Raw genomic sequence first — 14,649 nt, forward strand, 5'->3', positions numbered from 1 at the left:
AGGAGGAATTAACGATGGAAGCTTTCACAACTTTAAAAGGAATTGTAGCGCCTGTGGATCGGGTGAACGTGGATACGGATGCTATTATTCCTAAGCAATTTTTGAAACGAATCGAGCGCACAGGCTTTGGGCAGTTTTTGTTCTACGAGTGGCGGTTTGATGAAGCGGGCAATATTAATCCTGAATTTGAACCGAACAAGCCTCGTTATGCAGGGGCATCTGTTCTGATCTCTCGCGCCAACTTTGGTTGCGGCTCCTCCCGTGAGCATGCGCCGTGGGCAATCATGGACTATGGGTTTCGTTGTGTAATCGCACCGTCTTTTGCAGATATCTTCTATAATAACTGTTTTAAAAACGGTATTTTGCCGATCAAACTGTCTGAAGAGCAAGTAGAGGAATTGTTCCAGCGCACGGCGAAGCATGATAACTACCAACTAAACGTAGACCTGAATGAAAAAACGATCACTGACGATTACGGCCTGAGTATTGAATTTGATCTGGATGAACATCGCCGTCAATTCCTGCTGCAAGGCTTGGATGATATTGGCTTGACCCTCCAGCATGAGTCTGAAATTCTGGCTTATGAGCAAAAACGTGCTGCGAAACAAGGCGCATAAATGTTCATTTCCAGCCTAGCTCCAATATGAAGAAATATAGTTGATTTATTTGATAGACAGACAGCCCGTACTGGCAACTCTTTTGCCTGCGGGCTTTTATCATGTTTAGAAAATAAATTGGTAAATAAGGGGTTGACGGTTCAACTCATCATGGTATTGTAAATGTAAAATGGTTGAAGGACTATGTCTGTAAGTAGCACAAAAAATACATATATAAGTTAGGGGAATGAGGATGAAGAAATATGGTTGGGTGATACTAGCGGCTATTTTGATTTGGTTGTGGCCGTCCTCCCCTCATGTGAATGCGGCTGGAGCAGAATTGTTTTTGGATGGCAAAAGGGTGGAAGCGCCTGCAGATGCCAAGCCTGAAATGGTCAATGGTAAAGTCATGGTACCGCTCAGGGTGGTTGGGGAGCAGCTTGGATATCAGTTTAAGTGGGAACCTCAAGCCTATAAAATTTCAATACAAAAAAACAGTACCGATATGTCTATGTATGTAGGCCGTACATCGGCTGATGTGAACGGAAAAACAGTTAGTTTGGATGCACCACCTGTGCTGCGAGGCAGCTCGACCATGGTTCCATTGCGTTTTGTTGGGGAGCAAATGGGGTTAAAGGTGGATTGGAATAATGAAAATAAATCCGTAAATCTCAGTCAGAAGACTGCAACTCAACAAGCGAATAAACAGTCTCAATCCCAACAACCGTCGCAAACGTCAACACAGAGTCCAAAAAGCACAAATAAAACGTCTACAGCCACAGCGACGACAATAACTCCAATTGAAGCAGACAAGCATACGGAAGTCGTACCATCAACATCCAAGGAGCAAAATGTAGAACAGACCACTGCAAATGCGGTGCTTGTACAAAACATTTCTTTTGAGAGTGAAACGCTAAAGATTTCTCTGAACAAAGATCTAACTCCTAAAGTATCCAAAATGACGGGACCTGACCGTATAGTTGTAGATTTAGCAGAGGCTTCACTGTCGGCAGATCTTCTCCATTCGTTCCCGGTTCGCAAGGATGGCACGCGGGCGTTGACAATTAGTGACAGTGAGGATGTACAGGAAATCAGATTTGCTCCTGCAGATGGAACAAAAGGAGGAGCACGTATTGTCATTGCTTTGAATCAGACACGTGATTACGATCTTTCGACTAATGGCGTAGGCGATATCATCCTTCAGTTGCGTGAACGTAGTACGAATGCAGAGATGGTAGCACCAACGAATGTCGAAGGACGGCGAATCGTCGTAATAGATCCAGGACATGGTGGTAAGGACCCTGGAGCAGGCAGCGTGACTGGACGACATGAGAAGGAATTTACATTGGCTGTAGCGTTAAAGGTCCAGCAGCTTGCCCAAAATGATCCTGACATTCAAATTGTATTGACTCGCAATGGAGATACGTATCCTACACTGGATGAGCGCCCACAGCTCGCTAATAATCAACAGGCCAGCGTGTTTGTTTCCATTCATGGTAACAGTATGCCGACCTCCAATAACGGAAAAGCCAATGGGTCTGAAACCTATTATGCACGTCAGGAAAGTTTAAGCCTGGCCACGATCATGCATAAGCATCTTGTAGCAGCAACTGAGTTTAAGGATAACGGCATTAAGGTGGCAAACCATGTGGTGACAAGAAAATCACAAATGCCTGCTGTACTGTTGGAATGTGGCTACCTTAGTAATCCGTCTAATGAAGCGGCCATGTTCACAGAAGAAACACAGCAGAAGATTGCCGAAGGGATTGTCGATGGCCTGAAGGAGTACCTTGGAACAGGCACAGGAATAACTGAAACACTCAACTAAAGAAGGCTTGTGATATAAGCTATTTTTACCTTTTGATGGAAATTCATAAGGGTGAAAAGTAGCTTTTTTCATTTTTCGGACTGTGACTTTTGACGGGAAGCGAATGGTCCATATTTTTAGTCAAAATTCGACAAAAATAGTTCTTTGGCACGTATATTTCTGTTATGATGGAATATATTCGCAACTTTTGGTGTGAGATAACGTCTATAAGGTTGTCTGATATTACATAAGCGCGTATATCAGGTCGCCGCACCGGAGCATGTGGCAAAAAAATTATGAATGGAAGGGTGACGAATGAAGAAATTTGGTTTTTTGTTGTTATTATTTGTCTTCATGTGGGCGGTTCCGGGTTATGGACATGCGGCTTCGAGTGGAACACAAATCTATCTCGACGATCAACAGTTAAGTGTCCCTAGTGGTGCTAAGGCACAAGTAATTGGCGGAAGTACGATGGTTCCGCTACGCGTAATTTCTGAAAATTTGGGATATGACGTGACATGGAAGCAGCAGGCGCGAACCATAACGATTGAGAAGGACAGTACCTCGATCCGAATGATAATCGGAAGTAAGACGGCGACTGTCAATGGAAGCGACATTAGTCTGGATGCTTCGCCTCTGCTGCGTTCCAATTATGCCCTTGTACCGCTTCGTTTTATCGGCGAGCAAATGGGACTGGACGTAAAATGGGACAGCAGCTCCAAGTCCGTAAAATTATATACCCGCAGTAGTGGGTCTGGAAACGGGGAATTTACACCTCCCAAGTCCGGAAATAACAGTACAGGTACAGGAAGTGTAACTGCGCCAACCAATAATGCCAGTTCAGGTGTGACACAGGTGCAGGGAGTCAGTTTCAGCCAAAACCGTTTAACGATCACAACAGCAAGTGCCGTCAAGCCGAAAGCGTTTACGATGACAGGCCCCGATCGGGTAGTGGTAGATTTGCCAGCGACTGCGTTTGCAGACAATTTCGGAGATCAGCAGAAGCTGGATAGCAACTTAAATGGTTCGTTGGACATTGAGAATGAAGCGGATGTGTCCGGTATCCGATATGCTTTATTCCAAAAGGAACCATCAACGGTGCGCGTTGTTATTGATTTGAAACATGCCATGAATTATACCGCATATAATGATGGATCGAATCGTGTTATCGTCGATCTGGCTTCCAAGGATTCAGTGAATACAACGCCAGATGCAACGTTACCGGATGGGTCACAGCCTGATGACACACAGACATCCCCGGTTAACAGCAATGGTAAAAAGGTCGTTGTTATTGATGCTGGACATGGAGCAAAAGATTCCGGGGCAGTTGGTATTTCGAGAAAAAATTATGAAAAGACCTTCAACCTGGCGATGGCCCTGAAAGTAGAAAGCATATTAAAACAAAACCCCAAACTTGAGGTTGTGTTAACACGTAGCGATGATACATTTTTGGAGCTTAAACAGCGCGTAAAAGTGGCTGAAAATCTTAAAGCCAACGTGTTTGTGTCCATTCATGCTAACAGTAGCGGTAGCTCAGCTTCCAACGGCACAGAGACGTATTACCAGCGTAGTGCAAGCAAAGCGTTCGCCAACGTTATGCATAAGTACTTTGCTCCTGCGACGGGTCTGACAGACCGAGGCATTCGTTATGGGAATTTCCATGTAATTCGGGAAACGACGATGCCAGCTGTTTTGCTTGAAGTAGGATATCTGAGTAATGCAAAAGAGGAAGCAACACTGTTTGATGAAGATTTTCAAAACCGGGTAGCTCAAGGGATTGCAGATGGAATCACAGAGTATCTCGACGTAAAATAAATCTTCAACAAATCGCTTGCCAACGTCAAGTAAGGAGGGGGACAGACATATGAACAAAAAAATCGTAATTGCAGGTCTGCTGGCACTGTTTGCCATTGCAGGTGCAGGGTGTGCCTCTAAGCAAACATCGGCTCCTGCGACTCCATCTCAGGAAACACAAACTTCAGCTGCACAAAATAGTACACCCGAACAGACGACCCCTGATCCATCAGCTCAGTCTGCTGAAAATAATGGAGCGAGTCAAACACCTGCATCTCCGTCGACGGAGCCTACAAAGACCAAGACAGACACGGAAAAGTCAGGAGATCGTCAAACACAGCGGATCACGGTGTACTACACGGATACACAAGAGAACGGCTTAAAAGAACAGAAAAAGGAAATTACCTATCCAAGCGAGCTGGAAAAATTCCAAAAATCGTTTGAAGCTCTACAAAAGAGCGGTGATTCTGCTCTGGTTCCGTTGTGGTCCGAGAAAATTACCGTGCATAAGATCAAATTGGATAACGGTGCATTGACCTTTGATATTTCCCTTCCGGATGAGGCTCGATTGGGAGCTGGCGGTGAGGAATTGGCTATCGATGCCTTGAAGCAAACGATGTTCCAATTCAAGGAAGTCAAAACGCTGGATTTGCTTGTAGATGGTCAATCTCTAGAGTCCTTAATGGGACATGTAGATTTGGAGCATCCTATGAGTCGCTAATCGATCAGACTGTATGAAAATTTCTTGGGAATTTACACACTTTTCACGTGCAATCTGTGACAGATAATGATAATATAGGAGTGTATTTCTCGCCTATGCAGGCAGTCATGCACAAATAGTATTCGTTTCTTTCCGGATGATTATTTAGAGTGACCGTCTTGATGCGGGCTATCCCGTATCAAGACGTTTTTTTTGCTAGGAGGTAGGATTTCCGTGAATGCAGCAACCGCACGTCATATATTGGACACCATCGGTACGATGTTTCCGGATGCCCATTGTGAGCTGAACCATGACAATGCTTTTGAATTAACGATTGCCGTGTTATTGTCTGCTCAATGCTCCGATCAGATGGTCAATAAAGTAACGGCAGACCTGTTTCAAAAATACAAGTCACCTGAGGATTATTTGGCAGTTCCTCTTGAGGAACTGGAGCAGGATATTCGTAGAATCGGCTTGTACCGAAACAAGGCTAAGCATATTCATAACCTCTGCCGGATTTTGATAGACCAGTACGGGGGAGAGATACCTTCGGAGCATGATCAACTGGTCAAGCTACCTGGTGTTGGCCGCAAGACGGCTAATGTCGTAGTATCTACTGCCTTTGATGTACCAGCTATTGCGGTAGATACGCATGTAGAGCGCGTTTCCAAACGGCTCGGCTTTGCAGGTTGGGATGATTCAGTGCTTGAGGTGGAAAAAAAGCTGATGAAAAGGGTACCTAGGGATGAATGGTCTGTGACCCATCACCGACTCATTTTTTTCGGACGCTACCATTGCAAAGCTCAAAACCCTCAATGTCAGGTATGTCCATTGCTTGATGTGTGCAGGGAAGGCAAGAAACGTATGAAAACGTCTCTTATCAGAAAAGATAAGAAACGTAGAGCTTAAAGACCCGAATGACCTATAAAGGTAATAGAGGGTTTAACCATTTATGTGTAGAAAAGGATGAAGAGTAATGAAGTGCATTTCGGTATATACAGACAATTTTGAGGCGTTCTCCGATATTTTTGAGCAAATTGTAACAACAGAGTTTGCTGAAAACGAAGAGCGCGAGCTAGAGGGAATCACAGTTAGTCATTCTGGTGATGTACCCGAGCATTACTTGGAGCGTATGTCACAAAAGCCAGAAGTGGTTGTAATGAAGGATAAATCCCGTGGGATTACGATTTTACAGCATGGTCAAGTATTTGAAATTTTGCTGCCAGTGCTTGAGACTGCAGCTAATTAAGTGCAATTTGCGGACGACATGCGTTGCATGTTCCGGTGTAGGCGGCTCGGCTGGTCTAACCAGCCTGTAGGCGCATATTAACACAAACCTTGAAGAACGTCATAAAACGCTGGATATGGACAATTTCACATGTTTAAATATGAAATCTTCAATTACATTTTCAGAGGAGTTTCTTAAATGAGCATTTATGATTATTCAGCCATTGCGATGAACGGCAAGGAGATTGTCCTTAGTGATTATAAAGATAAAGTAGTGTTGATTGTAAATACGGCCAGCCAGTGCGGATTTACATTTCAATATCAGGATTTGCAGCGTCTATATGATCAATTTAAGGATAGAGGCTTGGTGATTCTCGGTTTTCCATGCAATCAATTTGCCGATCAAGAGCCGGATTCCAATGAAAGTGTGCAAACATTTTGTACTCTGAATTATGGTGTCGCGTTCCCTATGTTTCAAAAGGTGAATGTACGTGATGAGCAGGCTCACCCGTTGTTTACATATCTTGCTTCGTCGTTGCCCTTTGAGGGCTTTGATGAAACGCATTCGGTTGCCAAAATACTTATTCCTTTAATTCATGAGCGTCATCCTGAGTACTTACCAGGAGATTCGATCAAATGGAATTTCACGAAATTCCTGATTGATCGGAACGGGAAAGTGATCAAACGATTTGAAGCAACGACTGACCCTCTGGATATGGAAGAATATATTGAAGCATTACTGTAATGATCTGTTTTGGATATTATTAATAAACTTATGGTTTCCATTTACAAGAACAGCGTTCCCGAAAGCCAGGTACAGGCAGGGAGCGCTTTTTTAGTTTTTTTAATGTGATGATTCTCACAGTGGCTTAGGAATGCTACAATATAGCTATTTGGTGCAGATAAGACAAGGAGTGAAACCGTAGCTTATGATGCAAACGATTACAGGAGACGCAGAAAAGTGGTTGAATACGATAGAACAGATACAGGATACCTTGCGTAAAGCGGGGGATGAAACGGGAGCGAAGGCAGTAGGGGATTTGCTGGAAAAAGCGCATGCACAAGAGCTGACCATTGCCTTTTGCGGACACTTTTCAGCAGGTAAATCGAGCTTGATTAACAGCCTGTGCGGTAAAACCGTGCTGCCATCTGGACCGGTACCTACGAGTGCTAATGTAGTGTCCATCCGTCATGGACGTTCGAGAGCGCTTATTCATCCAGCCCGATCGGCAGAAAACCCGGAGCCGGAAATCGTGGAAGCTTCCCTATCTGAGCTTGCTGAGTATTGTAAAAATGGTGGGGCCTATGAATCCGTTGAAGTATGGGAGGATATCCCGATATTATCTGGCGGAGGAGTGTTGCTGGATACCCCCGGCGTAGATTCCACAGACCACGGACACGCGATGGCGACGCATTCAGCTTTACATTGGGCTGATATTGTTTTTTATGTGATGGACTACAATCATGTCCAATCTGAAAATAATTTGTCCTTTGCCAAAAGTTTGTCGGATTGGGGCAAGCCGTTATATTTGATCATCAATCAAATCGATAAGCACCGAGAGCGGGAGCTATCATTTTCACGTTATCGTAATGAGGTGGAAAGCAGCTTTCATGCCTGGCAGGTACATTACACGGACATCCTGTTTACTTCCTTGAAGGAGCAAAATCACCCCTGGAACCAGTGGGAACAGTTGACGTGCTTAATTCCGAAACTGCTGGAGCGCAAAGCTGAGCTTTTGGCTTATAGTTTAGTGTCCTCTATGCACCATTTGGTAGATCAGCATGTGGAGACAGTGCAGGCTGCTGAAGAAGAGGAACTGAACGTACTGCTCAAAGAAGCAGGTGGAGAAGAAGCCATTTTGCGCCTGGACATAGAGCAGAAAACCTTGCAGCAAGAAGATGAACACTGGATGATGCTTCCAGAACAGGAGCATAAACGGCTGCGTCAAGAGCTGGATCATCTATTAGAACACGCTCACCTCACGCCTGCGGTGCTACGTGAAGCGGCTGGCGAATATTTAGAGAGCCGTAAGCCGGGCTTTAAAACAGGGTTATGGTTTGCCGGAGGCAAGACAGAGCGAGAAAAGGAGCGCCGTTTGGATCGGCTGGCAGAGATGCTGGCTGATCAGGTGGAGGGACAGCTGTTGCCTCATGTGCGTGAGTTACTGAGGTCATGGGGAGAAGGCCAAGGTTTGTGGACCGCTGCGATGGAGCAGGAGCTGGATGACATCCGCCCTGTAATGGATCGGCAACTGGTAGAGCAGACAGTAAAGGAAAATGCTTTGTCTCCTGAGTACACGTTGAACTATTGCAAGGACCTACGCGCTGCGGTGACCGCTGATTGCCGCCGTAAGGCGTTGGCGCTGGTAGACCGCCTGCTGGCCCAGCTTGCGGCTCGGGTCAACTCCCACCGCGAGGCTCTCGCGGATGCGCGCACAGCGTTGCTGGCGCAGGCGGACGCGGCGAGCCGCTACAGCACTCGCGTGCAAGCCTCAGCTTCGCACGCCAACCTGCTGCGTAGCTTGCTGCCGCAGGCTTCCGCGCCTGGCGGGTTGCCCCGGGTGGGCACGCCTGCTCCTGCGGCTGAGACCACCGCTGCTGCCCCGACAGATACGGCATCAACAGGTGCCGTGCGTCCAGACATTGCTGGCTCGCGCAACGGATCGGTGCAGTCACAAGCAAGTACGACGACAGCGCGGTCTGCCGCCGGGGGCCGCCTTACGCGACTGGATGCAGCAGCGACACGATTGAAGGCCGCCGCTGCATTAATAAGCCCGTACCCTGCCATGCAAGCGGCTGTTCGGGATTTACATGCGCGTGCCGCTGCACTGGAGGGCGGGCGCTTTACATTGGCGCTATTCGGAGCGTTCAGCGCCGGGAAGTCCAGCTTTGCCAACGCTTTGTTGGGCGAAGCGGTGTTGCCCGTATCGCCGCATCCGACGACAGCAGCGATTAACCGCATTATGGCGCCTACAAGTCATGAACGCCATGCCACGGCTGACGTCTACATGAAATCAGTGGACGCATTACGGGAAGATCTTAAATACTCTTTTCGGTTATTAGGATTGGGAGAGCCAGCGTCCGTGGGCTGGCAAGAAGCCGTAAATGCGTTATCACCGGAAGGCATTCATCCTGCGGGAAGGCCTCATTACAGTTTTTTGAAGGCTGCAGCAGCTGGATGGGAAGAAGCTGAAAGCTTGCTGGGAAAAGAGCTTGAGGTGAATCTAGAGCAATATCGAGATTTTGTTGCATCCGAGCGCAAGTCATGCTTCGTCGAGCATATCGACCTTTATTATGATTGCGCTTTGACTCGTCAGGGCATCGTGCTAGTAGATACGCCAGGTGCCGATTCTGTGAATGCACGGCACACAGGCGTGACCTTCAATTATATGAAGCATGCAGACGCCCTTGTATTTGTGACATATTATAATCATGCGTTTACACAAGGGGACCGACAGTTCTTGAATCAATTGGGCCGAGTCAAAGAGACACTGGCGCTGGATCAGACATTTTTTATTGTCAACGCATCTGATTTGGCTTCTTCTGAAGAAGAATTACATTCTGTGACTCAGCATGTACAGGGACAACTTCAAGCGAACGGAATCCGCAAGCCGCGTATTTATCCGCTTTCCAGCATGCTGGCGTTGGAAGCAGCCGAGCGGGGAGAGGTTTCGCTGCGTTCAGTTTCACGGTTTGATGCGTTTGAAGATGATTTTTCGGCATTTGCAGCCGAAGAGCTGGCAGGTTTGTCCATTGCAGCTGCTATGCAGGAGCTGGGACGGCTGCGGAACCGAATAGAACAACATGCTGCTGATGCTCGGTACAGCGCTGAAGAGCGAGAGATCCGAATAGAGCAATTAACTCGAATCCGTAGGGATCTGGAGGAGGTGCTCCTTGGTTCGACTGGTAGCAATGGTGGATCTGTGTTGTCGGACGAAACCGATGAACTGCTGTATCATGTACGTCAAAGGTTAGCCTACCGAACGGGTGAATTTATGGCAGAAGCGTTTCATCCTTCTGTTCTGCGTGAAGGAGTAGGTGATCTTCGTTCGGCTTTTGCATCTTGTGGTCGTGAACTGATGCGATTGATCGAACTGGAGCTGTCTCAGGAATTGCTAGCAACCACACTCAGACTGGAAAAAACCGGGCAAGCTTTAGTGCGTAAGGCTATACAACAGTGCGTACATCATATGAACCATCAGCTGAATGGATTAGATTGTACAGTTCCTGAATTCAGAGAATGGGCTGTTCCCGAACTGATGGGTATTTCCTTGCAGGAGTCCATTCAGTGGAAGGATTATTGGAATAGCTTTAAAAATCCAAAGCTATTTTTCGAAGGGACGGGTCGTGCGAATTTACAAACTAGACTGGAGCCCATATTACGCCAGCTAATCGGGGAAGCTGTGGATCAGCAGCGAGAACGATTGTCTTCTTTTTACATTGCTATGATGCAAGAGGAACAAACGTGGCAGAAAGCACAGCTACGAGAGCAAATGCTGGAGACTACTCGTGGCATGGAGCATGCACTTAAGGGCGGTGAGGAGCCACAAGTTTGGGAAGAGCTTGCTGGTCAGCTCGCGAATTTAGAGTCCATATAAATATGTTCACGATTGCTTTAAGGTCAGGACACCGGGTTGCGGGACAATCCGGTGTTTTAAGCATACTTCAAAAAGAAAGGAAAACTGAGGAAATAGCCATATTCAATGATAAGAAAGCGATTTAATTTGTCTAATCACCTACCAATTGGGAACCTGCCTGAAAACGGCCCATTATCCTCTTTGCCGCCTTGGAACACGGATGGTAAACTTCACTAAGCCATATAACAACGTCGTGCAACTAATGGAGGGACTTGACATGGAAGTGCTCAGGCAACTGCAAGTTTTTTTTCGAGAGAGGAGACATTATCTATTTCTTTCCATTCTATGCCTTGCGATAGCGACGGCCTTGGGACTGGTGTATCCGAACCTGCTCCAACGGCTCATTGATAACGCTATCATTCCCGGTGAGTTTGAGAAAGTTCCAGTTCTGGCTCTGACTGTACTGGGAGTCGTGATCATCAAAGGGTTTATGCAATTTTTACATGGTTTTTTTGGTGGACGGCTAGGTAACTACTTGGCGTATCGACTTCGCAATGCCTGTTACGAAAAGCTGCAATTTCTATCCTTCAGATATTATGACACTGCCAAAACGGGGGATCTTATGTCCCGTCTGACGGGGGATTTGGAGGCGATCCGCAACTTTATCGGGTTTGGTTTTGCCCAGCTCCTCAATGTGCTACTGATGGTCGTATTCGGCTCTATCATGATGCTGTATATTAATTGGCAGCTCACCCTCTTTACGATGATCAGCATGCCATTGCTACTCTTCGTCACATTCAAATTTGAATCACGGATTCATCCCACCTTTCAGGAAATGCGAATTGCTCTCAGCGCCCTGACAACAGCGGTACAAGAAAATATTACAGGTGTGCGAACCGTTAAATCTTTTGCTCGCGAATCCTATGAAGTTGAAAAATTCTCCGTACGTAATGAGCAGTACAAGAGCAACCAGATTCAGGCTGCTTCCTTATGGAGTCGATTTTTCCCCGCGATGGAACTGATTGCCTCGGTCAGTGTGGTTCTTCTCCTGGGGATGGGTGGATATCTAGTTATACAGAAGTCAATGACCTTGGGGCAACTCGTCGCCTTCTTTAGCTTAATTTGGTATATTATCGGTCCCATCTGGAGCATTGGCTTTCATATCAATAACTATACGCAGTCCAAAGCTTCCGGTGAAAGGGTTTTGGAGTTGCTAAACCAGTCTGTAGATGTAACTGATGAAGCTAATGCACTTACACTCAACGCCGATCAGGTGAAGGGACATGTGACGTTTGAACATGTTACCTTTGCTTACGGAAATAAGCTACCTGCTGTTGTTGACATCAATCTGGATGCGCCACCGGGATCGGTCATTGGGATTTTAGGAGGAACAGGGTCCGGGAAGTCGACCATAATTCAACTACTCATGCGAGCCTATAATGTGAATGCAGGCAGCATCAAACTGGATGGTATGGATATACGTCATTTGAAAATTCGTGATTTACGTGCTCAAATTTCTTCCGTGTTTCAGGAGACGTTTCTGTTCTCGTCCTCCATACGCAACAATATTGCATATGGATTAAGTCATGTCAGTATGGATGACATCATACGCGTTTCCAAGCTGGCTCAGGCGCATGAATTCATCACTGAATTACCGCTGGGCTACGACACTGTCGTCGGTGAACGTGGATTGGGACTGTCCGGAGGGCAGAAACAACGGATTGCCATCGCACGCGCACTACTCAAAAATCCAAAAATTCTGGTTCTGGATGATGCTACCAGTGCGGTCGACATGGAGACGGAGCATGAAATTCAGTCCGGTTTTCAAGAGGTTATGCGTGGACGCACAACGTTTATTATAGCTCACCGAATCTCCTCGCTTCGTCATGCCAATGAAATTGTGGTGCTTGAGGAAGGACGAATCGTCCAACGTGGAACACATGAACAGCTCATTGCTACTCCAGGTCCATACCAAGATGTGTATCATATTCAATACGCCGATTACATAGCGGAGGCTCCAGACGGTGTATCCGAAGGGCAGGTGAGACCATGAATATTCCAGTAGAAAAAGCCAAACCGTTAAAGAAGCCGACCAATGAGCGCTTTGTCTATCAAGATGATGAGGTTATTGATAAACCGTTTAACTGGGCGGAATTCAAACGTTTGCTAGCATACATGAAACCTTATGCCCGTCAGATTCTACCGATTCTTCTGGTCATGATGATTCTAGGCACGATTACTAAGCTGACGGTTCCATATTTGATCAGTCTGGCTATTGACAAGGCCATTGCTCCTGCATCGCCTGCACTACCTAGCGTAAAGTTATTGTTGCTCATCACGGGTGCCGTGCTCTTGTTATATTTAATCCAATGGGCAGCCAGCACGTACCGTATTAAATTCACCAATATTATTGGTCAGCGGGTTATTTACGATTTGCGTGAAGATTTGTTCAAGCATATTCAGAAGCTTTCCTTCAACTTTTTTGATAAAAGACCAGCAGGTTCTGTATTAGTACGTGTAACGAATGACATTAACTCGCTACAGGATTTATTTACGAATGGTGCAGTGAACGTCCTGATTGACTGCGTACAGCTTTTCGGAATTATTGTCATTTTGCTGCTTATTAACTGGAAGCTCGGTTTGGCAGTGATTGTGACTGTTCCGATCATGTTTTTGATTTCGACCAAGCTGCGAGTACGCATCCGTCGCGCCTGGCAAGAAGTACGCATGAAGAACTCGCGTATCAATTCTCATTTGAATGAATCTATTCAGGGAATTCGTGTGACACAAGCGTATACGCAGGAGCAGGAAAACATGGCTTATTTCGACGATATGAACAGCTCCAGTAAAAAATCGTGGGATAAGGCTTCTGCCATGAATCAGGTCTTTGGCCCACTTATTGATATTACCGGAGGATTAGGTACGCTTGTGCTGTTCTGGTTTGGAGCGCATTTAATTCAGACAGATCAGCTGACGGTGGGTTTGCTGGTTGCATTTGCCAACTATGTAGGGAACTTTTGGGAGCCGATTAATCGGCTAGGTCAAATGTATAATCAGCTACTGGTTGCGATGGCTTCGTCAGAAAGAATTTTTGAATTCATGGATGAACAGCCGAATATTGCAAACAAACCAGGAGCAAAAGCCTTGCCGCCTATTCGGGGTGATATTCAATTTGATAAAGTCATTTTTGAATATGAAAAGGGACGTCAGGCGCTTAAAGGTATTAATCTTTCTGTCAAGGCAGGTCAATCTATAGCGCTTGTAGGTCATACTGGATCAGGTAAAAGTACAATTATTAATTTGCTCAGCCGTTTTTATGACATTACGTCAGGGCGACTTACTATTGACGGTTATGATGTGCGAGATGTCACAGTGGAGAGCTTACGCAGCCAGATTAGCATCGTGCTTCAGGATACATTTATTTTTTCGGGAACGATACGTGATAATATCCGATTTGGCCGTTTGGATGCAACGGATGAGGAGATTGAAGCGGCTGCGAAGGCGGTCAATGCTCATGAATTTATTGTTCATTTGCCAGATGGCTATGAAACAGAGGTAGAGGAGCGTGGGGGGATGCTGTCCATGGGTCAGCGCCAGCTCTTATCCTTTGCCCGTGCCTTACTGGCTAATCCGCGAATTCTTATTCTGGATGAGGCCACAGCCAGCATTGATACAGAAACGGAGTTGAAAATTCAGGAGGCCCTTCAGGTTCTATTGGAAGGCAGAACTTCTTTTATGGTCGCTCACCGTTTGTCCACCATCCGGAATGCTGATCATATCGTTGTACTGGACCATGGGGAGATCCAAGAAAGTGGTAATCATGAACAATTGATGAAAAAACATGGAATATATCGGGGGCTGGTGGAAGCACAGTTCAGATTTTTGTAAAAAAAAGATCAAAAAATCGCGTTTTTTGTAAATTAAAATGCCGAGCACTATTGCATTCTT

At 46.1% G+C, this 14,649-nt stretch carries 10 protein-coding genes; all 10 read left to right on the forward strand.

The annotated features are described in order from the left end of the window. Positions 1-14: 14 nt before the first annotated feature. The 10 genes from leuD to ACXHJ1_RS17970 all read left to right on the forward strand — a co-directional run bounded on the left by leuD (position 15) and on the right by ACXHJ1_RS17970 (position 14,589). Positions 15-617, forward strand: coding sequence for a 3-isopropylmalate dehydratase small subunit (gene leuD / locus ACXHJ1_RS17925; protein ID WP_019687822.1), 603 nt, complete (start codon positions 15-17; stop codon positions 615-617). Between the two features lie 232 nt (positions 618-849). Further along, the gene (locus tag ACXHJ1_RS17930) at positions 850-2,424 is read left to right on the forward strand and encodes an N-acetylmuramoyl-L-alanine amidase (protein ID WP_107733456.1); all 1,575 of its coding nucleotides are present in this window, start codon (positions 850-852) and stop codon (positions 2,422-2,424) included. Positions 2,425-2,718: 294 nt separating this feature from the next. Continuing rightward, the gene (locus ACXHJ1_RS17935) at positions 2,719-4,218 is read left to right on the forward strand and encodes an N-acetylmuramoyl-L-alanine amidase family protein (RefSeq protein WP_017427585.1); all 1,500 of its coding nucleotides are present in this window, start codon (positions 2,719-2,721) and stop codon (positions 4,216-4,218) included. Positions 4,219-4,267: 49 nt separating this feature from the next. Beyond that, a complete protein-coding gene (locus ACXHJ1_RS17940) occupies positions 4,268-4,918 on the forward strand; it encodes a GerMN domain-containing protein (RefSeq protein WP_457904993.1) in 651 nt (216 codons plus the stop codon). A gap of 213 nt (positions 4,919-5,131) precedes the next feature. Further along, complete coding sequence (gene nth / locus ACXHJ1_RS17945; RefSeq protein WP_025365090.1) at positions 5,132-5,806, forward strand: endonuclease III; 675 nt, start codon at positions 5,132-5,134, stop codon at positions 5,804-5,806. A gap of 67 nt (positions 5,807-5,873) precedes the next feature. Further along, positions 5,874-6,146: a hypothetical protein gene (locus tag ACXHJ1_RS17950; protein WP_013310628.1), complete on the forward strand. Its 273-nt coding sequence runs from the start codon at positions 5,874-5,876 to the stop codon at positions 6,144-6,146. Positions 6,147-6,323: 177 nt separating this feature from the next. Next, a complete protein-coding gene (locus ACXHJ1_RS17955) occupies positions 6,324-6,869 on the forward strand; it encodes a glutathione peroxidase (RefSeq protein ID WP_019687820.1) in 546 nt (181 codons plus the stop codon). A gap of 184 nt (positions 6,870-7,053) precedes the next feature. Beyond that, on the forward strand, positions 7,054-10,722 hold the full coding sequence (locus tag ACXHJ1_RS17960; protein ID WP_457904994.1) for a dynamin family protein: 3,669 nt from the start codon (positions 7,054-7,056) through the stop codon (positions 10,720-10,722). A 256-nt stretch (positions 10,723-10,978) separates the two neighbouring features. Next, positions 10,979-12,754 (forward strand): ABC transporter ATP-binding protein, encoded by a 1,776-nt coding sequence (locus tag ACXHJ1_RS17965; RefSeq protein WP_457904995.1) that lies wholly within the window; start codon positions 10,979-10,981, stop codon positions 12,752-12,754. Beyond that, positions 12,751-14,589, forward strand: coding sequence for an ABC transporter ATP-binding protein (locus tag ACXHJ1_RS17970; RefSeq protein ID WP_017427589.1), 1,839 nt, complete (start codon positions 12,751-12,753; stop codon positions 14,587-14,589). Before ACXHJ1_RS17965 ends, ACXHJ1_RS17970 begins: the two co-directional genes overlap by 4 nt. The last annotated feature ends 60 nt before the right edge of the window (positions 14,590-14,649 follow it).

Source organism: Paenibacillus sp. ALE2, from assembly GCF_054113385.1.

Coding starts and splice junctions, on each gene's coding strand:
- leuD (WP_019687822.1), top strand. CDS start 15: ATGGAAGCTTTCACAACTTTAAAAGGAATTGTAGCGCCTGTGGATCGG.
- ACXHJ1_RS17930 (WP_107733456.1), top strand. CDS start 850: ATGAAGAAATATGGTTGGGTGATACTAGCGGCTATTTTGATTTGGTTG.
- ACXHJ1_RS17935 (WP_017427585.1), top strand. CDS start 2,719: ATGAAGAAATTTGGTTTTTTGTTGTTATTATTTGTCTTCATGTGGGCG.
- ACXHJ1_RS17940 (WP_457904993.1), top strand. CDS start 4,268: ATGAACAAAAAAATCGTAATTGCAGGTCTGCTGGCACTGTTTGCCATT.
- ACXHJ1_RS17950 (WP_013310628.1), top strand. CDS start 5,874: ATGAAGTGCATTTCGGTATATACAGACAATTTTGAGGCGTTCTCCGAT.
- ACXHJ1_RS17955 (WP_019687820.1), top strand. CDS start 6,324: ATGAGCATTTATGATTATTCAGCCATTGCGATGAACGGCAAGGAGATT.
- ACXHJ1_RS17960 (WP_457904994.1), top strand. CDS start 7,054: ATGATGCAAACGATTACAGGAGACGCAGAAAAGTGGTTGAATACGATA.
- ACXHJ1_RS17965 (WP_457904995.1), top strand. CDS start 10,979: ATGGAAGTGCTCAGGCAACTGCAAGTTTTTTTTCGAGAGAGGAGACAT.
- ACXHJ1_RS17970 (WP_017427589.1), top strand. CDS start 12,751: ATGAATATTCCAGTAGAAAAAGCCAAACCGTTAAAGAAGCCGACCAAT.